The sequence below is a fragment of the Flavobacterium sp. GSB-24 genome (genome assembly GCF_027924665.1).
Lineage (GTDB): Bacteria > Bacteroidota > Bacteroidia > Flavobacteriales > Flavobacteriaceae > Flavobacterium.
This window is the reverse complement of the sequence record NZ_AP027043.1, coordinates 4,460,852-4,481,309: the sequence shown is the minus strand read 5'-3', so window position 1 is coordinate 4,481,309 and position 20,458 is coordinate 4,460,852. Positions and strand designations below refer to the sequence as shown.

13 protein-coding genes are annotated in these 20,458 nt (G+C 35.3%); 12 read left to right on the top strand and 1 reads right to left on the bottom strand.

The features are described from left to right. Nucleotides 1-18 precede the first annotated feature (18 nt). From QMG60_RS18980 to QMG60_RS18955, 6 genes are all read left to right on the top strand, one after another. The gene (locus QMG60_RS18980; RefSeq protein ID WP_281866054.1) at nt 19-1,581 is read left to right on the top strand and encodes a glycosyl hydrolase family 28 protein; all 1,563 of its coding nucleotides are present in this window, start codon (nt 19-21) and stop codon (nt 1,579-1,581) included. A 102-nt stretch (nt 1,582-1,683) separates the two neighbouring features. Beyond that, nucleotides 1,684-3,123: a glycosyl hydrolase family 28 protein gene (locus tag QMG60_RS18975; RefSeq protein WP_281866053.1), complete on the top strand. Its 1,440-nt coding sequence runs from the start codon at nt 1,684-1,686 to the stop codon at nt 3,121-3,123. Between the two features lie 19 nt (nt 3,124-3,142). Continuing rightward, nucleotides 3,143-5,122, top strand: a complete 1,980-nt coding sequence (locus tag QMG60_RS18970) for an alpha-L-arabinofuranosidase C-terminal domain-containing protein (protein WP_281866052.1) — start codon at nt 3,143-3,145, stop codon at nt 5,120-5,122. A 14-nt stretch (nt 5,123-5,136) separates the two neighbouring features. Beyond that, a complete protein-coding gene (locus QMG60_RS18965) occupies nt 5,137-7,605 on the top strand; it encodes a glycoside hydrolase N-terminal domain-containing protein (protein WP_348773901.1) in 2,469 nt (822 codons plus the stop codon). A 22-nt stretch (nt 7,606-7,627) separates the two neighbouring features. Next, nucleotides 7,628-10,048 carry a sugar-binding domain-containing protein gene (locus QMG60_RS18960; protein WP_281866051.1) on the top strand — a complete coding sequence of 807 codons (2,421 nt, stop codon included), beginning with the start codon at nt 7,628-7,630 and terminating at the stop codon, nt 10,046-10,048. A 31-nt stretch (nt 10,049-10,079) separates the two neighbouring features. Beyond that, the gene (locus tag QMG60_RS18955; RefSeq protein WP_281866050.1) at nt 10,080-11,453 is read left to right on the top strand and encodes a glycoside hydrolase family 27 protein; all 1,374 of its coding nucleotides are present in this window, start codon (nt 10,080-10,082) and stop codon (nt 11,451-11,453) included. A gap of 132 nt (nt 11,454-11,585) precedes the next feature. Here the strand turns inward: QMG60_RS18955 and QMG60_RS18950 are convergent, their stop codons facing one another. After that, nucleotides 11,586-12,398, bottom strand: coding sequence for a T9SS sorting signal type C domain-containing protein (locus QMG60_RS18950; protein ID WP_281866049.1), 813 nt, complete (start codon nt 12,396-12,398; stop codon nt 11,586-11,588). 864 nt (nt 12,399-13,262) lie between these two features. On the opposite strand from QMG60_RS18950, the gene QMG60_RS18945 reads away from it, so the two are divergent. From QMG60_RS18945 to QMG60_RS18920, 6 genes are all read left to right on the top strand, one after another. Then, on the top strand, nt 13,263-14,600 hold the full coding sequence (locus QMG60_RS18945) for a DUF6734 family protein (RefSeq protein ID WP_281866048.1): 1,338 nt from the start codon (nt 13,263-13,265) through the stop codon (nt 14,598-14,600). A gap of 1,046 nt (nt 14,601-15,646) precedes the next feature. Continuing rightward, a complete protein-coding gene (locus QMG60_RS18940; protein WP_281866047.1) occupies nt 15,647-16,324 on the top strand; it encodes a GNAT family N-acetyltransferase in 678 nt (225 codons plus the stop codon). A gap of 177 nt (nt 16,325-16,501) precedes the next feature. Continuing rightward, on the top strand, nt 16,502-17,536 hold the full coding sequence (locus QMG60_RS18935) for an SDR family NAD(P)-dependent oxidoreductase (RefSeq protein ID WP_281866046.1): 1,035 nt from the start codon (nt 16,502-16,504) through the stop codon (nt 17,534-17,536). Between the two features lie 61 nt (nt 17,537-17,597). Next, a complete protein-coding gene (locus tag QMG60_RS18930) occupies nt 17,598-18,428 on the top strand; it encodes an AraC family transcriptional regulator (RefSeq protein WP_281866045.1) in 831 nt (276 codons plus the stop codon). Nucleotides 18,429-18,717: 289 nt separating this feature from the next. Then, entirely contained in the window at nt 18,718-19,170 is a 453-nt protein-coding gene (locus QMG60_RS18925) for an Hsp20/alpha crystallin family protein (protein ID WP_134140319.1), read from the top strand. A 57-nt stretch (nt 19,171-19,227) separates the two neighbouring features. Beyond that, complete coding sequence (locus QMG60_RS18920) at nt 19,228-20,427, top strand: cation:proton antiporter (protein ID WP_281866044.1); 1,200 nt, start codon at nt 19,228-19,230, stop codon at nt 20,425-20,427. The last annotated feature ends 31 nt before the right edge of the window (nt 20,428-20,458 follow it).

Genomic DNA, 20,458 nt, shown 5'->3' with positions numbered 1-20,458 from the left:
AATTGAAAAGAAATAAGTATGAATATTTACAACAAACAAGTTTTCAAGAATTGCTTCATTTTGTTTTTTCTTTTGCAGCTGAGCTTCAATCCAGAAACGTATGCTTTTAAGAATAAAGATTATTTAATAACTGCTTATGGCGCCGTAGGAGATGGTAAAACTTTAAATACTAAAGCTATTCAGAAAGCTATCGATGCAGCAAATAAAAATAAAGGAGGAAGAGTTATTTTTTCTAAAGGTAAATTTCTATCCGGGAGTATCGTTTTAAAAAGCGGAGTAGAATTGTTTTTTGAAGAAGGGGCAGTATTATTAGGAAGCATCAATCCAAATGATTATCCAAAGTACGGAGAAATAAGAGCTTTGATTGTAGCAAATGAATCAAAAAATATTGCCGTAAATGGAAAAGGAATTATAGATGGACAAGGAAGAGAACTGGCATTGGCAATCGACAGCCTGCATCATACTGGAGTTCGAATTGATCCAAAATATAATTATAGAAGAATGCGTCCTGAAGATGGAAGAGGAAAACTCATTTCGTTTGTAAAATGCGACTCGATAACCATGACCCATATTACCTTAAAGAATAGTCCAGGCTGGGTGCAGTGTTTTACAGATTGCAAAAATATTGTAATTGATGCTATGCAAGTCAATAGCAGAGCTTACTGGAATAATGATGGGATTGATATTGACGGATGCGAAAATGTTCGCATAACCAATTGCAATGTAAATGCAGCAGATGATGGAATATGCTTAAAATCAGAAGTACCGGGCTTGCATAATAATAACATTTACATTGCAAATTGCACGATCAGATCAAGTGCCAATGCCGTAAAATTTGGAACTGGCTCTTATGGCAGTTTCAAAAATGTAACAATTGAAAACATCAATGTTTTTGATACGTTCAGATCGGCAGTTGCAATTGAATCTGTTGACGGGGCAGCAATTGAAAATATTAATGTTTCCAATATAACCGCTGTAAATACAGGAAACGCAATATTGATTCGTCTTGGCCATAGAAATGGAGATAAACCAGGATATATCAAAAACGTATCGGTTAAAAATGTAAAAGTGCAAGTTCCTTTTGGGCGTCCAGATATAGATTACGATATGCGCGGGCCAGAAGTAGATTATTTCCATAATCCGTTTCCTGCTTCGATCGCTGGAATTCCAGGACACCTTATAGAAAATGTGACTTTAGAAAATATTGAAATTATATATCCTGGAAGAGCTTCAAAAGGAATGGCATATCATCCTTTAAGCAGATTAAAGGATGTAAAAGAAAACATAAGCGGTTATCCTGAATTTACCATGTTTGGAGAACTGCCTTCTTGGGGTTTTTACGTTCGTCATGTAAACGGAATCGAAATGAAAAACATAAAACTGATACTGGAGAAAGAAGATTTTCGTCCCGCTTTTGTTTTTGATGATGTACAAAATCTGACAATGAAAGGTATTGATGTTCCTTCTGATAAAATCAGCCAAATTATTTTTAAAGATGTTCCATCAAGTAATTTGGACAGCGAATCTTTAAAAAGGAAAATAGAGCCAGAACAAAATAAGTTTGAAGTGCCTGCTAAATAAAATTGCGCCGCAGAGACGCGAACCAGCAGAATAAGATTAAAAAAATAAACCGAAAACTTTGCTAAAGCTATTTTAAACAAGGTTTTTAATAAATAAAGTAAAATGAAAAAGAAATCTATAATTGCGATCCTGATTTTTTGTCTGTCTTTAACAGTCTCGGCACAGAATGTTTATGACGTTAAAAAGTACGGAGCAAAAGGAGATGGTAAAACCAATGATGCAGCAGCCATTCAAAAAGCAATTGATGCCTGCAGTAAAACTGGAGGAAGAGTTTTAATTCCGGCACCATTTACATTTTTAGCTGGACCAATTGATGTTAAATCAAAAGTAGATCTTCATATCGAAGCAGGAGCAAAATTATTGGCTAGTCCAGATGAAAAGTTATATACAAAAAGCGCTTTTAGGACCAATCCAGGAGAAGGTACAATATGGATTGGAGGAGAAAATGTTGAGGATTTTACCATTAGCGGAAGCGGCAAAATTGATGGAAACGGAATTTCTTTCATGGGCGAGGAATTAGAAGATTCGTATGTTTTAAAACCATTTAATGTACTGGATCCAAGACCGCATGTGTTAACCATTATTGGAGGAAAAAATATCAGAATCAAAGATGTTCATATCGGAAATTCAGCTTATTGGACCATACATTTAGTAGGTTGTAACGATGTTGTAATAAGCGGGATTACTTTATTGAACAGTTTAAAAGTACGCAATAGCGATGGTATCGATTTGGATCATTCTAAAAACGTAAGAATCAGCGATTGTTATATCGAAAGCGGTGATGATTGCATTTGTTTAAAAAACAGAAGGGAATTTGAAGAATTTGGCGCCTGCGAAAATATTACAGTGACTAATTGTACAATGACCAGCAGCAGCTGTGCGATCAAAATTGGATCAGAAAACATGGATGCAATCAGACAAGTAGTGTTCAATAATTGCATCATTAAAAACAGCAATCGAGCATTAGGAATTCAGAACAGAGATGAAGGAACAGTGAGCGATGTCATTTTCTCAAATATCATTATCGAAAGTAAGTTGACCACAGATACTTGGTGGGGAAAAGCAGAACCCATTTATGTAACGGCTTTTAGCAGGGCAAAAGGAAATCATAAAGATGCCAATTGGCGTTTTCCAAAAGGTGCAACAGAAGGAAAAGTGGGTGAAATAAAAAACATCTATTTCTCTAATATTCAATGTACAGGAGAAAATGGTGTGTTTGTGAGCGGCGAATCAAAAGATAAAATAAAGAATATTGTTTTTGACAATGTGAGTATTTTTATAGATAAGACAACATCTTTTCCAGGTGGAGTATACGATAGAAGGCCTTCTAATGTTGAAGGTTTTGTAAAAGGAAGTACTTCGGGATTTTATTTTGATGCTGCTGAACGTATTAAAGTTCAGAATTGTACAGTACAATGGGGGAAAAATAAACCAGAATATTTTAAACATGCAGTAGAAAGTAAAAACGTAGATCAATTAATCGTAACAAATTTAGACGGAGAAGCAGCTTTTCCAGCTAAATTAGAGGCAGTAAAAAAATAATTCTTTCATTCCAAAAACTATGAAAAATAAGATCCTTACAAAATTTACTATTTGTGGTATTCTTTTAAGCAGTTTTTATATAAGTGCTCAAAAAGTAACTTTAGAAGTAGATGCCTCTAAAACCATTACTAAAATCCAGCCAACCATGTTCGGGTTATTTTTTGAAGATATCAATTTTGCTGCAGATGGAGGGCTATATGCCGAAATGATTAAAAACAGATCTTTTGAATTTGAAAAACCTTTAATGGGATGGGAACAGCCCAATACAAAAAGATCTTCATTAAATAAAGAATCGGGTAGCGCAGCGCCAATAAAAATTGAGGCAGATAATACTGTTTTTTGCAGAGTTGAAATTAATAATGCAAAAGGTTATGTTTTAATAAATGAAGGTTTTAGAGGAATGGGAGTGAAAAAGGATGCAAAATATAACCTTTCTTTAAAAGCAGCAAATCATAACCAAGGTGTCAAAAAGATTATATTTCAACTTATTGATAAAGATCAAAAAGTAATTGGAGAAACCAGTGTCGATCCAAAATCTGAAAAATGGACCAATTATACCGCACAAATAACAGCACTTCAAACGGAAGCCAAAGCAAAATTGAAAATAACTTTTGAAGGAACAGGAACAATAGATTTAGATATGATTTCATTGTTTCCTGAGGATACTTGGAAAAACAGAAAAAATGGTCTTCGTAAAGATTTGGTGCAGCTTTTATATGATATGAAACCTGGTTTTTTACGCTTTCCGGGAGGCTGTATTGTTGAAGGAAGAACGTTGTCAGATCGTTACCAATGGAAAAAATCAGTTGGAAATGTAGAAGACAGAAAAACGATGATGAACCGTTGGAATGTAGAATTCAGTCATAAACAAACTCCAGATTATTTTCAAAGTTTTGGATTAGGATTTTTTGAATATTTTCAGCTTTCAGAAGATATTGGTGCAGAACCGCTTCCCATTTTAAGCTGCGGCATGGCTTGTCAATACAATACTGGTGAATTGGCTCCAATAAACGAACTTGACCCTTATGTACAGGATGCTTTAGATTTAATTGAATTTGCCAATGGTGCTGTCACAACTACTTGGGGGAAAATCCGCTCGGATATGGGGCATCCAAAGCCATTTAATCTAAAATATATTGGAGTTGGAAACGAACAATGGGGACCCGATTATATTGAAAGATATAAAGTTTTTGAGAAAGCAATAAAAGCAAAATACCCAAACATCATTATTGTATCTGGAAGTGGTCCTTCTCCAGACGGTGAACATTTTGATTTTGCTATGGAAGAACTTAAAAAACTTAATGCAGAACTTGTAGATGAGCATTATTATAAAAGTCCGCAATGGTTTAGAGAAAATGCCGGGCGTTATGATAATTATGACAGAAAAGGCCCCAAAATATTTGCTGGAGAATATGCTGCTCAAAGTGTTTCAGGAGCCAATCCGAATAACAGGAATAATTGGGAATGTGCTTTTTCTGAAGCTGCTTTTATGACCGGACTGGAAAGAAATGCAGAAGTAGTTCATCTAACATCTTATGCCCCTTTAATGGCTCACGAAGATGCTTGGCAATGGACTCCAGATATGATTTGGTTTAATAATCTACAATCTTATGGTTCCGCCAATTATTATGTACAGCAATTGTTTTCAACCAATAAAGGGACAGATTTATTGAGTATTACTAAAGACGATAAACCATTAACGGGGCAAAACAATTTATACGCATCTGCAGTAAAAGATGCCAATACAAAAGAAATAATCGTAAAATTGGTTAATACATCGGCATCAAATCAAGAGGTTTCGATTGATTTGAAAGGAGCAAAATTAGGTTCAAAAGGAAGTATGATTACACTTGTAAGTCCGAATGTTCAGGATGAAAATACGTTTGCAGATCCGAAAAAAATAAGTCCGAAAACAGGCGAATATAAAATTGCAAAAGGGAAACAGCAATTGAATCTTCCTGCGTATTCGGTAACGGTTTTAAAACTGAAGACTATTTAATTAAAAATTTAAAAATGATGCTTTACAATCTTTTAAGAAAAAGTTTTTTGCTTTTGTTTTTGTTGCGTTTTGTGGGTTATGCCCAAGATTTAAAACTCCAATACAATCAGCCCGCTGTTGAATGGACAGAAGCTCTGCCAATTGGAAACGGAACACTCGGTGCAATGGTTTTTGGAAGAATAGATTCTGAATTAATTCAGTTGAACGAAGCAACTTTGTGGAGCGGCGGACCTGTGCAGAAAAATGTAAATCCAGATGCTTTTAAGAATCTGGCTCTAATTAGAGAAGCACTAACGAATGAAGATTTTGAAAAAGCCTATGCTTTGACTAAAAACATGCAGGGGGCATACAGCGAAAGTTTTATGCCCTTGGGAGATCTTATTTTGACACAGGATTTTGACGGACAAAAAGCAGCATCTTATAATAGAAGTTTGGATTTACAAACGGGATTAGCATCTACCAGTTTTAATATAAACGGTGTAAATTACAAAAGAGAAATATTTGCTTCTGCACCAGCGCAATGCATTGTAATTAAACTTTCGGCAGATCAGTTGAAGAAACTTTCAGTAACAATTGATGCTTCAAGTCTTTTAAGAAATCAAAAAACAGTACAAAATCAGTCAGTGGTTTTAAAAGGCAAAGCGCCTTCGCATGTAGATCCGAATTATATTGATTATAACAAAGAACCAATCGTTTATGAAGATGCATTTGGCTGTAGAGGAATGCGTTTTGAATTGATTATTAAACCCGTAATAAAAGACGGTGTAATGAATTCTGATGGAAATAAATTAGTAATTAAAAATGCATCTGAAATACTACTTTTCGTTTCGGCAGCAACCAGTTTTAATGGCTTTGATAAATGTCCAGACAGCGAGGGAAAAGATGAACATAAATTCGCAGAAAATCCAATTAAAAAAGCTGTAACAAAGAAATATGATAATTTACTAAAAGATCACGTTGCAGATTTTCAGCATTTTTTTAATAGAGTTTCTTTAAAGCTTAATGAAAAAGAAACCGATAAATCGAATCTGCCGACTGATACAAGATTAGAGCAATATGCAAAAGGCGAAAAAGATGCTGGTCTTGAAGCTTTATTTTTTCAGTTTGGGCGTTATTTGTTAATTTCTTGCTCGCGTACACACAATGTGCCGGCCAACCTTCAGGGAATCTGGAATAACAAACTTCGCGCACCTTGGAGCAGTAATTATACGACAAATATTAATTTGCAAATGAATTATTGGCCTGTTGAATCGGGAAGTTTGTCTGAATTGTTTTTTCCGCTTGACGAGTTCATTAAAAATGTTTCGGTAACAGGAACAGAAACAGCCAAAAGTTATTATCATGCCAATGGGTGGGTACTGCATCATAATTCAGATATATGGGCAATGACCAATCCTGTAGGTGATTTTGGAAAAGGAGATCCTATGTGGGCCAACTGGTATATGGGAGCCAACTGGCTGAGCAGGCATTTATGGGAACATTATGAATATACAGGTGATAAAGAATACTTGAAAAAAGTATATCCAATTATAAAAGGAGCAGCAGAATTTAGTTTAGACTGGCTTCAAAAAAACAAAGACGGCTATCTGGTAACGATGCCTTCGACATCGCCAGAGAACAAATATTTTTATGATGGAAAAAAGCAAGGAAGTGTAACGACAGCTTCTACCATGGATATCGGAATCATAAAAGATTTATTTGAAAATACTGTAGAAGCGTCTAAAGTGCTAGGCACCGATTTAGAATTCAGGCAAAAAGTTAACAAAGCTTCAGATCAATTACTTCCTTTTCAAATTGGAAATAAAGGACAACTTTTAGAATGGTATAAAGATTTTGAAGAAGAAGATCCGCATCACAGGCATACATCACATCTTTATGCTTTACATCCTGCAAATTTAATAGCGCCGCTAAAAACACCAGAATTGGCTGCGGCAGCAAAGAAAACATTAGAATTGCGAGGCGACGATGGTACGGGCTGGAGTCTGGCATGGAAAGTAAATATGTGGGCGAGACTTTTAGATGGGAATCACGCTTATAGATTATTTAAAAACCAATTAAGATTAACAAAAGAAAACAATACAGAGTATAGCCGACATGGCGGGTGTTATCCAAATCTTTTTGATGCTCATCCGCCTTTTCAAATCGATGGGAATTTTGCAGGAACAGCTGGTGTAATAGAAATGCTCATGCAAAGCCAGAACAAAGAAATACATCTGCTTCCCGCTTTACCAGATTCGTGGACAGACGGAGCAATAAAGGGGATTACAGCAAAAGGTAATTTCACTGTAGATATTAAATGGAATGATGGCAAAATGAGCCAGGCCAAAATTGTATCTAATAAGGGAGGCATTTGTGCTGTAAGAGCAGGAGAACCATTCGTAATTGAAAAACTTAATATCAAAAGCGAGAAATCGTCTATTGGTTACACCGTAGTATTTGAAACTAAAAAGGGAACATCTTATACCATAAAACCAGTCAATTAAAAATATATTAAAGCTAAAGATAATGTGTACAAATAAGATCTTACTACCCATATTTCTCTTCTCCTGTTTTTCGGCAATCAGCCAGATTTCGTTTGGAGATTCGAACAAAATCAATGACAACTGGAAATTTAATCTTCAGGATATTTCTGATGCCAAAAACGTTTCATTTGACGACAGTAAATGGCAGCAGGTAAATGTGCCGCATGACTGGAGCGTAAAAGGACAGCTGAGTCCGACTCTTGCAAGCTGTACAGGTTATCTGCCAGGAGGAATTGCCTGGTATAGAAAATCTATAACTATTCCGCAAAGTAAATCGGGCGAAAAAGTCTATTTGTATTTTGAAGGGGTTTACAATAGAAGTGAAGTTTTTATTAATGGACATTCATTAGGAAAGCGTCCAAATGGTTATATATCGTTTGCTTATGACGCTACTGGATTTGTAAAATATGGTAGTGAAAATATCATTTCTGTTCGTGTAGACCACAGTCAAAGTGCTGATTCAAGATGGTACAGCGGTTCTGGAATTTATAGAAATGTTTGGTTAGTTTATGCAAATCCAGTACATATTGCACAATGGGGAGTTTACGCTTATCCAGAAGTAAAAAAAGGAAATGGAATATTAAATGTTGAGGTTGAAGTCGAAAATAGCTCAAAAGAAAAAACTAGCCTTACAATTATAAATGAACTTTTTTCGCAGGATAGAAAATCAGTAGCAAAATCTTCTTCTAAAGTTGAAGTTGCAGCAAATCAGAAAGGAAAAATAGCTGCTAAAATAAACGTAAAAAATCCACAATTATGGGATTTAGATAATCCGAATTTATACGAACTCAAAACTACAGTTTTACAAAATGGAAAAGAAATTGACAAAACAGTAACACAAACAGGTTTTAGAACTTTTACATTCGATCCTAATAACGGTTTTGCCCTAAACGGAAAATGGATGAAAATGAAAGGCGTTTGTTTACACCACGATGCTGGAGTTCTAGGTTCTGCCGTTCCTAGAGAAGTTTGGAAGACCAGATTGAAAACCCTGAAAGAAATTGGAGTAAATGCGATTCGTACAAGTCATAATCCGCAGGCACCAGATTTTTATGAGCTTTGTGACGAATTAGGATTATTGGTTTTAAACGAAGCTTATGACGAATGGGAATTTCCAAAACGCAAATGGTTACAAGGCTGGAATTATGGAACGCCAGGATTTGAAGGTTCATTTGATATTTTTGCCAATTGGGCAGAAAGAGATTTAGAAGATTTTGTCCGTCGTGATAGAAATCATCTTTCCGTATTTGCGTGGAGTATTGGCAATGAAGTAGATTATCCAAACGATCCGTATTCGCATCCAGTTTTAGATAAAGGAACCAATGGTTTTGGACAGGCTGCGTATGGTGGTTACAAAAAAGATGCACCAGATGCCATGCGACTAGGGGCTATTGCCAAACGCTTGGTTGCAGCGGTTAAAAAATACGACAAATCTCGTCCTGCAACGGCTGGTTTGGCGGGTGTTGCAATGTCTAACGAAACAGAATATCCAGGTGCTTTAGATATTACAGGATACAATTATACAGAAAGTAAATATCTAGAAGATCACAAAAAATACCCTCGAAGAGTGATTTATGGAAGTGAAAATACGCATAATATAGAGCCTTGGCTTGCTGTAAAAAATAACAAACATATTTTCGGGCAGTTTCTCTGGACAGGAATTGATTATCTAGGAGAATCTGGAAGATGGCCCTCGAGAGGATTTTATTCTGGTTTAGTTGATTTTGCGGGCGTAATCAAACCAAGAGGATATTTCCGCCAGTCATTGTGGTCAGATAAACCAATGGCTTATTTAGGAACGTATCCGCTGACAAATGAAAAAGATATTTCTAAAGATGCTTGGGCAATCTGGAATTACGAAACTGGACAAAAAATTCGCGTGGTTTGTTATACCAATGCGGTAAAAGCACGTTTAGAATTAAATGGAAAAGTAGTAGGCGATACCAAATCGTACGATGAAAAAACGGGAATAATATATTGGGATATTCCGTTTGTTTCAGGAAAATTAGAAGTAGTTGGTTTAGATAAAAGCGATAAAGAAGTAACTCATTATGCAATTAAAACAACAAACCAGCCAGTTGAATTAGTTATTGACAATAAAGATATTACCATCAGCAGAGACAAAGGAGTGGCTAAAATCATGGTTCAGGTTAAAGATCAAAACGGTCTTCCAGTTATGCTTTCAGACAATGAAGTGACATGTACAATAAGCGGACCCGGAACTTTATTAGGACTTGAAGCAGGAAACAACAGCGATATGACAGATTACACAGATAATGTACAGCGAGTTTTTCATGGACACATTGCAGCTTACATTCAGGCAAATGGAGAAGTACAACCTATCAAAATTAAATTTACGAGCCAGTGGTTAAAACCTGATGAAGTAACCATAAACGTTAAATAGAAAAATAGTATTCAAATTAATTCAAATTAAGATGAAGATAAAAAACACAGTTGTGTTGGTATTAGTAATTATTATGTATTCGATCTCAGCGAATTGTCAAAATAAAACCTTTCAAAAAGAAGAATTCAAGCAATGGGCTCAGACACCGCCAATGGGGTGGAACAGCTGGGATTGCTATGGCCCAACAGTTGAAGAACACGAAGTAAAAGCCAATGCCGATTACATGGCAAAAGAGCTCAAGAAATTTGGATGGGAATATATTGTTGTTGATATTCGATGGTTTGTTGAAAATGATAAAGCAGGAGGTTATAATCAGACAAACCCGCGATATGTAATCGATCAGTACGGCAGATATCTTCCAGCCGTTAATCGATTTCCTTCTGCGAAAGATGGACAAGGTTTTAAGCCTTTAGCCGATTATATCCATAAAAAAGGATTAAAATTCGGAATTCATATAATGCGTGGAATTCCGAAGAAAGCAGTTGAAGATAAACTCCCAGTAAAAGGAACCAACGGAATCACAGCAGACCAGATTTATTCTACAGCATTACAATGTGAATGGTTAAGAGACAATTATACTGTTGTGGCAGATAAACCCGGAGCTCAGGAATATTATAATTCTATCTTCGAATTATATGCACAATGGGGAGTAGATTTCATTAAAATCGATGATTTATCAAGACCTTATCACGAAGGAGAAATCAACTTAATAAGAAATGCAATCGACAATTGCGGACGTAAAATAGTTTTGAGCACTTCACCTGGAGAAACACCAATTTCTGCTGCACCACATGTAACTAAACATGCCAATATGTGGCGTATGGTGGATGATGTTTGGGACACATGGCCGCATATCACACATTTGATGGATGTAGCACAAAAATGGTATCCATACATTGCACCGGGAACATGGCCAGACTGCGATATGATTCCGTTAGGACGTATTTCGATTAGGGGAGAGCGTGGCGAAGAAAGAATGACGCGTTTAACAAAAGACGAACAATATACGTTGATTACATTTTTCAACATTTTTAAATCACCATTGTTCTTTGGGGGAGACTTACCTAGCAACGATGCCTTTACGATATCATTATTGACAAATAATGAGGTCTTGAAAATGCATAACGAAAGTACAGCAGTAAAACAACTTTTCCAGAAAGAGGGAAAGATTGCCGTGACTTCAAAAAATGCAAAAGATGGAAGTATTTATCTGGCTTTGTTTAATATCTCAGATACAGTTTCAAAAAAAGTAACTGTAAACCTTTCAGATCTTGGAATTTCAGGTTCTGTGGAGGTTTTAAATATGTGGACAGGAGAAAAATCAAAAATAATTTCAAAAGAAATAGAAACAGATTTAAAACCGCACAGTTCTGTTTTGTATCAATTAAAAAGTAAAAATAGATAAATGAATATTTTTTACTCTATTAGTATCTTTTGAAATATAAACAACAAATGTTCTTAAAATTACATAAAAAAAAAGCCAGCGGAAACTTGATTGTATCCGCTGGCTTTAATTTTTTTTTGTGCTTTTTTCAAACTAGAAAAGTACCTTCTTAGTTATAATGTGGCCATCATCTAATGTTGTTTTAACTAATAAAATTTGAGGCCCTGATTGAATGCTGGAAATCTCTAATTCTGACTCCCCGATATTTTGTTTATTGTAAAGCAGTTTTCCTGCTATGTCGAAAACAGAAACCTCATTTAATCCTGTCTTGTCCGATTTTAACCTGATCGTTTTATCCTTCGATGCAACATTTAATTTCTGTGGAACATTTTTAAAATCATCTATTCCTAAGTTTTTATCAGTACCATAACTTATAAAGAAACGATCTGTAAAAACACCTGTAGGAGAGTAGAATGTATAACCGCCACTTTTCAAATTATGAACAGTACCAGTTTCTTTATCATGTAAATAAATATTGTAGTTTAATAAATCGCCATCAGCGCGATCAATGGCAATAGTCAAATCTCCAACAATACTGGATCTGTAACCAAGAGGCACTGTATCGGCTAAATCGAATGGCAGCGCACGTCCTTGAATAACGAGTTTTTTATCCTCATTGATACTGTAAAAATCGGCGAATTTGTTAGCATCCAATGAGACAGCGTCATAATTGAGATCCCATCCGTTGGTGGCTCCTTTCACATATCCGATAAGAATCTGTTTAAATAAACCGTTGGGATTTGTTAGATTAATCCACACCCTGTGTCTTTCTGTTTCAAGTGGGCTAATGGATTTTGTAAAGCCTACAGCTTCAAAGATTTGATAAGGGCTGACAGCAATAGGATTAGATAAGAGAACCGAATTAATAGGAAAAAGCAGGACAGATGATAAGAAAAGTTTTTTCATAATACGATAATTTAAATGTTTAATAAAGAGATATACGCTGATACCTTGGTTCTCTAAAAATTTTAAAATATCATCAATAGAAAAGATGCACAGAATGAATATTCTGAAACTAGAAATACAAAATAAATACAAAATAGATTGTGATGAGTAGTTTTTTCTCCCTAGCGATGATTTTTAAATTTGTAATTTGTTTTTAATTATTAATAAATAGTAAAATTTTATTGATCGATGGTAAAAAGCCAAGCATTTGTTTTTTAATAAATTTAGGTAATACATCGGTTTTTTTAACCGTTAGTCGATCAATTATTATGTTAAGTTAAGAAATTTTCTTTCATTATAAAAGTTAAAAAATAAATAAAATGTGATTTTAACACTATTTAATTTCTGGCTTTTAGTTTGTTTTTACAAAAAAATACATGTTGAACAACAGGAAGCGATTCAAATAAAGAATTTATGAATCTATAGATGCAGAAATTAAATTTAAAAGCAGAGGTTTTGAAAAGGGATATTGATGATTGTACTATTTATTAAAATCCTGTGTTTTCAAGGCCTCTTTCATACTGTTAAGATATCCTGCTCCCATCTACTTCTGCTGGCCGTATTGGTGTTGTCAGCTACATCATCCATTTTTTATTTTTTTGGACTCCAGTTGGATCTAATGTTTTGAGCGGCTGAGAGTAGAATCTCTTGATAATACGGAATACCGTAAAAACTTATAAATAATTAAGTTATATTGCAACTGGTATTATACTGATTCAAATTTGAAAAAATGATGTTTAAGGCATTTTTATCAGATACAGTATGAATCAAGAATCGGGAATAATTGGCATTTTAATTTAAAAATATAAGCTCAGCTCCATTTAAATGAAGATAATACAAAGTTTTTGGACCAGTAATTCAACTGATTTAAAAAGTAATTATGGCTGGTTTTCCTATAAATATAATTGGCTGAGCTGGATTTTAAGCTGTCACCAATTGGTGAAATTTCATAAAGATGTTGAATTGTACACAGATCGTTTCGGATATGAGATCTTAATTACAAAACTTCATCTTCCGTATACCAAAGTTCATGTCGTTTTAGATGATTTAAATGATTATCACAGTGATCTCTGGGCTGTTTCTAAAATTAAAGTATACCAGATGCAGACCGAGCCGTTTCTGCACATTGACGGAGATGTTTTTGTTTGGGAATCTTTGAATGAAAAATTTCGGGATGCGGCTGTACTCACTCAGAATTTAGAAATTACTGCCAGTAACTATGCTAAAATGTGGAATGAAATTTCACCCGAACTTATCTACATGCCCGATGAAATGGAGAGCTATCATAAGCGTCCCGATAATTTTGGATGCAATATGGGCGTTACAGGGGGAAATGATATTGATTTTTTTAAAGAGTATGCCAGAATCAGCATTGATTTTTTAGATAAAAACAGAAAAGCCTGGTCCAAAATTAACTGCCTTAATTTTAATCTATTTTTTGAGCAGGTGCTGTTCTATCAGTATGCTCAGAAGAGGGAGGCAAAAATTGATTTTTTGTTTAGTGAAGTGTACAATGACGGCTACTATTCTGGTTTTGCTGAATTTCAGGATGTTCCCGATAAAAAGTATTTACATTTACTGGGAGCCTATAAAAAAAATCCTGCCGTATGTAAAGCTATGGAAGTTTATGTAATGAAAAATTATCCGCAGTATTATTCAAAATGGGCCTTAATGATCAATGAGGCGGAAGGCGAGCATAATGAAATTGAATTTTTGACCCTAGAAATGGCAGCAGAACTGATTTCTATGTTTGATCATGAGCTCAAAAGTAAAAAGTTTTCTGCTGAACATTATCTGCTGAAAAGGGACCTTTATACAGAAGGTCTGTCAGGTTATCTGAAAAGCCTGCTTGGGAAGAAGGAAGATTTTAATATCGCGCTGTTAGACGGCCTTGAACAGACAGTCTCTGAGCTCAATGATGAAGAAGTCTTTTTTCTGGAAATAAAGGAGCATAACGTTGCTCCTGGAAAATACCAGCTGGATGATTTAGATCAAATTGCATTAGGCGCAATAGAACCGGGAATCCTGTATTCTGAGTTTATTGCAGAAATGCTGGTTCATTTTGATTACGACACACAGGAGCAGCAAGACGGCATTTTAACACTTTTAAACGGACTTCTTGCCAGTTATATTGTTTTAAAAATAATCGCAATTTATAAATAAGAATAATCTAAAGCATATTGGTCAAACATTTCATGGGTTCATTGTTTCATGAATATTTTTAGATACTCCTTGTTATAAAATCAGTAATTATGTTAAAATATAAAAAAAATAGGTTAAAAGTAAGTAATTATCGTAAAAATAAATCATATTTGTAAGTATAATTTTGGTTTTGTGGATACCAGAACTTAATCATGACTTTGCACAGTTAATTCAAAGATATTTAAGCAGTAAAAAAACTGCGCTAAAACAGACATAAATTCCAAGTGTCTTTAAATGATTGGAATAATAATCACTTTAAAACTATAAGTTATGTTTAACAAAAAACCAAAAGACAAAGAAGTTAAAAAATTTCTACCGAGTGATGTGCAAAAACTAACTGAAAAACAGTTAAAACAGACTATGGGAGGTTATCAGTACCCGAATCTGTGTTATGATGAAATTAGAAACAGATATTATAAGTGTTAATTCAGCCTTGAATAGAACATCAGGATCATGAAGCTCATTTTAGTGCTGTTCTTAAAGACACTTTATAATTCCAAATTAAAACTGCCAGTATTTATGCTGGCAGTTTTTTTTATCCAAAAAGTAATTGAAAGTTCTTTGGTCATAAACTTTTGGGATGTCTTATGGGTTAAGAAATTTAATATTATAAGCCTAGTGTGCCTCTCATTTTGATTATTATCTTATCATTTTGATAATAATTTGAATAGTGTAATTACTATTTTGTTCTTTATTATCTTGATAATTAATTACTTGCAAATATTTGTTTTTCTTGGCATACCCTTTGTTTTTTAGCTTTCAGAAAAATTACAGTTGTTTTAAACTTGATAGAATCGAATTGATTTGTAGGTTCTAAAACTTTTGCTGCAACTTTAACAATATAGATATATGAAAACAAATAAGACTAGAAGTAAAGAGATTACGAAACAATACATAACAAATAAATCTACACACAATAAAGGAAGGGTAATAAATTTAATGGTGTTCACCATAGTTTTCTTTATTACTGTTTTGCTAATCTCTAAAATATTGTAAACTAAATTATTATGAAAATTATAAACCCTATTATAGATCCTAAAATACAGCTGCCTAGTAAAAGTGCTTTATTTTCCAGCTCATTTTACACTAAAACAATCCCTTCAACTGCCGCGGATGTTTTGGAACCAGTTGAATTTATTATTGAGAAAGCCAGATCTGTTCATACTTTTTGGATCAAGCAAATCTGTGAGGTAACATTATCATCGGCTATCGCACGTGGAACAGGTATTTCTCAGCGCTCTCCAGAAATGCTTGAAGCAAAAATGAAAAAAGGAGAAGCTGTCATCGCTTTTGCATCAGATGGCAGGTGGGCAGGTTTTTCTTTTATTTCTGCATGGGAGAACGGAAAATATGTTTCTAATTCAGGATTAATTGTAGCACCTGAATTCAGACATACTGGACTTGCAAAAAGGATTAAGAAAACTATTTTTGAGCTGAGCCGTGAGAAGTATCCAACTGCCCGTATATTCAGTTTGACTTCTGGTCTTGCCGTAATGAAAATGAACCATGAACTAGGTTTTGAACCGGTTACATTCTCGGAACTTACAAGTGACGATCTTTTTTGGGAAAATTGCAAGACTTGCGTGAATTGCCCAATATTGCTCAGTAAAGAAAGAAAAAACTGTTTATGTACGGCAATGCTTTATGATCCGAAAGCTGATGCATTTTCATCTCAGGACAATTGATCTCAGACGTATAATATTTCAGCTTGCAAAGCTTCCTTTATATATGCTTTTATAATAAGGAGAGAGGTGTAAGCACATTAACAACAACCGACCCTATAAACAAAGTAAATAGGACTTTTAAACAAAGTTTGCAGGATAAATGCTTTTTATTTTTGTTCTAATAAAATTTTTAAAAAAATGGAACAAAATAATTACAACGGAGCTTTACAAAAACCGATAGGTTCAGGCTTCAACAAAGCATCAACAACAACAGATGTTATCCAAGGAATCGATCTTACAGGCAAAACCGCAATTGTTACAGGTGGTGACAGTGGACTTGGATTAGAAATCACCAAAACACTGACTTCGGCAGGGGCAACAGTTATCGTTCCAGCAAGAGATACGGAAAAAGCAAAGAAAAATCTGCAAGGAATTTTGAATGTAGAAGTAGAAACATTAAATCTAACAAACCCAGATTCTATTGATGCATTCGCTGAAAATTTTTTAGCTTCGGGTAGACCGCTGCATATGCTTATAAACAATGCAGGTATTATGTGGACCCCTTTGCAGCGTGATCAGCGTGGTTATGAAGGACAATTTTCTACCAATCATTTAGGGCATTTTCATTTGACTGCGAAGCTGTGGGACGCCTTGAAAAAAGCAAATGGAGCAAGGGTGGTAAATGTTTCATCCTCAGGGCATCACTTTTCGCCAGTTCTTTTTGAAGATGTAAATTACAATGTTAGGAAATACGACAAATTTGAAGCTTACGGGCAAGCCAAAACAGCAAACGTGCTTTTTACGGTAGAACTGGATAAAAGAGCACAGCAGTTTGGTGTTCGTGCTTATAGCTTACACCCTGGTTTAATTCTAGAGACAAATTTGAGCAGATATTTAACTTTTGAAGATTTTGTTGCAATAGGTGCACTGCATCCAGACGGAACACCAAACATTGAAGCCGAAGCAGAAATGAAAAAAATACAAAAAACCAAAGAACAAGGAGCTGCCACAACCGTTTGGGCAGCTACGAGTCCTAAACTTCAAAATATTGGAGGCGTATATCTAGAAAATGTTGAAATTGCAGACTACAACCCTGATTTCTATGATAGTGAAGCTGGCAGAAAAAGTCCTGCTGGAATAGCTGGGGTTGCACCGTTTGCAGTGGAAGACCAGGCTGCCCAAAGACTCTGGACTATAAGTGAAGAATTGACTGGTGTAAAATTTGACATTTAATATAATTGAAAGAAATAAGGCTTACATAGTTGAGCCTTATTTCTTTTTTTACATTTGCATTATGGCAACAAGACAGATAAATAACCATGCTGAAATTGTTTTTACTTGCAGCGAAGCAGTTCATCACAATACCGAAATGATAGCTGAAGAACATTCTGTTGTTCGGGTTTTGTCGGGCGAACTAAAAGTAATCCAATCCAATAGAACGTATGTTTTGGGAGCAGGTGAAACATTTCTGTTTCCACGAAACAGGCTGGCTTCATTGATAAAATCTGAAAAAGACGGTCTGCCTTACAAAGCAATTATCGTAAAACTTACCCACGATGTTTTGAGAGATTTCTACGAGCATAAAAATATGGAAACCTTTCTGGCTTCCAAAACTGATAACATTATTCCGTTCCCCAAAGATCCTTTGCTGGACAGTTTTTTCGCTTCAATGCTTCCCTATTTTAACTTGGATTACAAGCTGCCGCAAGACCTGTCGACATTGAAAATTCAGGAAGCTATTACTATTTTACGTTCTGTAAATAGAGATATTGATACTATTTTATCCGATTTTTCAGAACCGCACAAAATCAATATTTCAGCGTTTATGCAAAGAAATTATATGTTCAATATGCCTATAGAAAAATTTGCTTATTTGACTGGACGCAGTTTGACTACTTTTAAGCGGGATTTTAAAAAGGCATTTGATACCACACCACAAAAGTGGCTGACAATGAAACGGCTGGAACTTGCCCATTACCAGCTGACCGAAAAGCATAGAAAACCTATTGACGTTTTTTACGAAGTTGGTTTTGAAAACTTATCACACTTCTCGTATGCCTTTAAAAAACAATTCGGACAGTCGCCAACAGAGCTTGCTGTAAGAAAAACAGATATTAGCCGCTAGCCGCATTCTAATATGGCGAGTTAATTACGAAATTCATTGCCATTTCTCTAATGAAATCCTGAACTGAATCTTTGCTCTTCGATTTCAACTACTCCTTCAAGACGTTATATTCTGCCTAAACTGACAGTTCGACAAACGAACTTAGAAACCTTGATTAGTGACATTTTTTCATCATAATATATGAAAAAATGTCATTTTTTTCCACTGGCACATAATTTGTTTTTTTTCTTGTGCACGCTGGTGTGCACGTTCAAATTTTTATTGTCTAACAATTTTAAAAATTAATGTTATGAATCTTATTAAAAGAGATGCAGGCCGTATACCGGCTTTTCAACGCTTGTTTTTTGATGATTTTTTTGGCCGTGATCTTTTCAATTGGGAAAACAACAATTTTTCAGCAACAAGCACTACACTGCCGTCTGTGAATATTAAGGAAACAGATGAGAATTACGAAGTCCAAGTCGCCGCACCGGGAATGGACAAAAAGGACTTTAAGGTTACTCTTGACAATGGGCAGCTCACTATTTCTTCGGTAAAACAAAATGAGCAAAATACCCAGGAAGAAAATTTTACTCGCAGGGAATTTAGTTATCAGTCCTTCCAGCGAAGCTTTACCCTGCCAAAAAATGTAGTGGACGAAGATAAAATCAGTGCTCGTTACGAAAACGGAATTTTACTGCTGTCTATTCCAAAGCTCGAACAAGCCAAAGAAAAATCTCCCCGTCTGATTGATATTTCTTAAGTTAAACAACACAGTTAGAAAGCTGCCTCCGGCAGCTTTCTTTATAATCATTTCCACATGTTATCACAATTATTCTCTGGGATAGCTGTGCTGTCCTTTGTTATTTTACTGCTTATCTTGCTTCTTCGCGGTTTAAAACAGCCATATTTTATCGCTTATATAGTCGCTGGAACACTTTTAGGGCCTCAGGCTCTCAATATTATTGACCATCCAGGAGTGATTGCAGAAATAGGTGAAATCGGAATTGTACTGCTCATGTTCTCCATTGGCCGTGAGATTGATATTCAAAATCTGAAACGAAATATTCATAAACCGCTTTTAATCGCTTTTGTGCATCTGCTGCTGAGTTTTTTCTTTATGCATACCATTGGGGCTTATGCAGGATGGAAAATGACAACTACAGTTTTGATGGCTTTTATTATAAGCATAAGCAGCTCTGCTATAGTATTTCAATATCTGGCCAGAACGGGAGAAATTAACAGTCGTCTGGGAGTGATTACAGGAGGTGTGCTTTTGCTGCAGGATATATTGGTTATTCCAATGATGCTGATCCTAAATTTTATGTCAGGAAATCATATCTCGCAGACACAGCTGATTAAAGTGTGCGCTGCTGGACTGCTTATGCTGCTGTTTTTAAAACGTGCAGTGGGGCAGAAACCACTGAAACTTCCCATGAGCAGCGAAATTGCGGCAGATCACGAATTGCAGGTTTTCATAGGTTTCAGCTTGTGTTTTGGAATGGCCTGGATAACTGGAGCGCTCGGTTTATCAACCGCTTTTGGGGCTTTTGCAGCAGGAATTTTAATCGGTCATGATAAAGCGACTCATTGGCTCGATAAATCCCTTATGCCGTTCAGGGTCTTCTTTATGGCTTTCTTTTTTGTAGCCGTCGGACTGCAGTTGGACATTAAATTCTTTTCGCAGCATACTTTAACCATACTGCTGATTTCAATCGCGGTGCTTTTCAGCAATAGTGTCATTAACGCGGTTCTCTTTAGGGTTACAAAAAATTCTTGGCGTGATAGTATATACGCAGGCGCATTATTATCTCAGATAGGAGAGTTTAGTTTCGTATTAATAACAACCGCTTCCTCACTAGGTTTGATAGGTCCTTTTATGTACCAGATTACCTTAGCAGTAATTACCTTAACAATGGCTTTTACCACTATATGGCTTATGGTAATTCAGAAGCTGATTTACAAAATCAACAAGAAGGGTAAGACGGGTTTCAAATGCTCGAAGAAGAGCTTGTCTTAAAAAAAGAGACTAGTAAAATATCTCTAAAAAC

What these genes read in the sequence shown, in the direction of transcription:
- QMG60_RS18980 (WP_281866054.1), top strand. Translation starts at nt 19, where the DNA reads ATGAATATTTACAACAAACAAGTTTTCAAGAATTGCTTCATTTTGTTT.
- QMG60_RS18975 (WP_281866053.1), top strand. Translation starts at nt 1,684, where the DNA reads ATGAAAAAGAAATCTATAATTGCGATCCTGATTTTTTGTCTGTCTTTA.
- QMG60_RS18970 (WP_281866052.1), top strand. Translation starts at nt 3,143, where the DNA reads ATGAAAAATAAGATCCTTACAAAATTTACTATTTGTGGTATTCTTTTA.
- QMG60_RS18965 (WP_348773901.1), top strand. Translation starts at nt 5,137, where the DNA reads ATGATGCTTTACAATCTTTTAAGAAAAAGTTTTTTGCTTTTGTTTTTG.
- QMG60_RS18960 (WP_281866051.1), top strand. Translation starts at nt 7,628, where the DNA reads ATGTGTACAAATAAGATCTTACTACCCATATTTCTCTTCTCCTGTTTT.
- QMG60_RS18955 (WP_281866050.1), top strand. Translation starts at nt 10,080, where the DNA reads ATGAAGATAAAAAACACAGTTGTGTTGGTATTAGTAATTATTATGTAT.
- QMG60_RS18950 (WP_281866049.1), bottom strand. Translation starts at nt 12,398, where the DNA reads ATGAAAAAACTTTTCTTATCATCTGTCCTGCTTTTTCCTATTAATTCG.
- QMG60_RS18945 (WP_281866048.1), top strand. Translation starts at nt 13,263, where the DNA reads ATGAAGATAATACAAAGTTTTTGGACCAGTAATTCAACTGATTTAAAA.
- QMG60_RS18940 (WP_281866047.1), top strand. Translation starts at nt 15,647, where the DNA reads ATGAAAATTATAAACCCTATTATAGATCCTAAAATACAGCTGCCTAGT.
- QMG60_RS18935 (WP_281866046.1), top strand. Translation starts at nt 16,502, where the DNA reads ATGGAACAAAATAATTACAACGGAGCTTTACAAAAACCGATAGGTTCA.
- QMG60_RS18930 (WP_281866045.1), top strand. Translation starts at nt 17,598, where the DNA reads ATGGCAACAAGACAGATAAATAACCATGCTGAAATTGTTTTTACTTGC.
- QMG60_RS18925 (WP_134140319.1), top strand. Translation starts at nt 18,718, where the DNA reads ATGAATCTTATTAAAAGAGATGCAGGCCGTATACCGGCTTTTCAACGC.
- QMG60_RS18920 (WP_281866044.1), top strand. Translation starts at nt 19,228, where the DNA reads ATGTTATCACAATTATTCTCTGGGATAGCTGTGCTGTCCTTTGTTATT.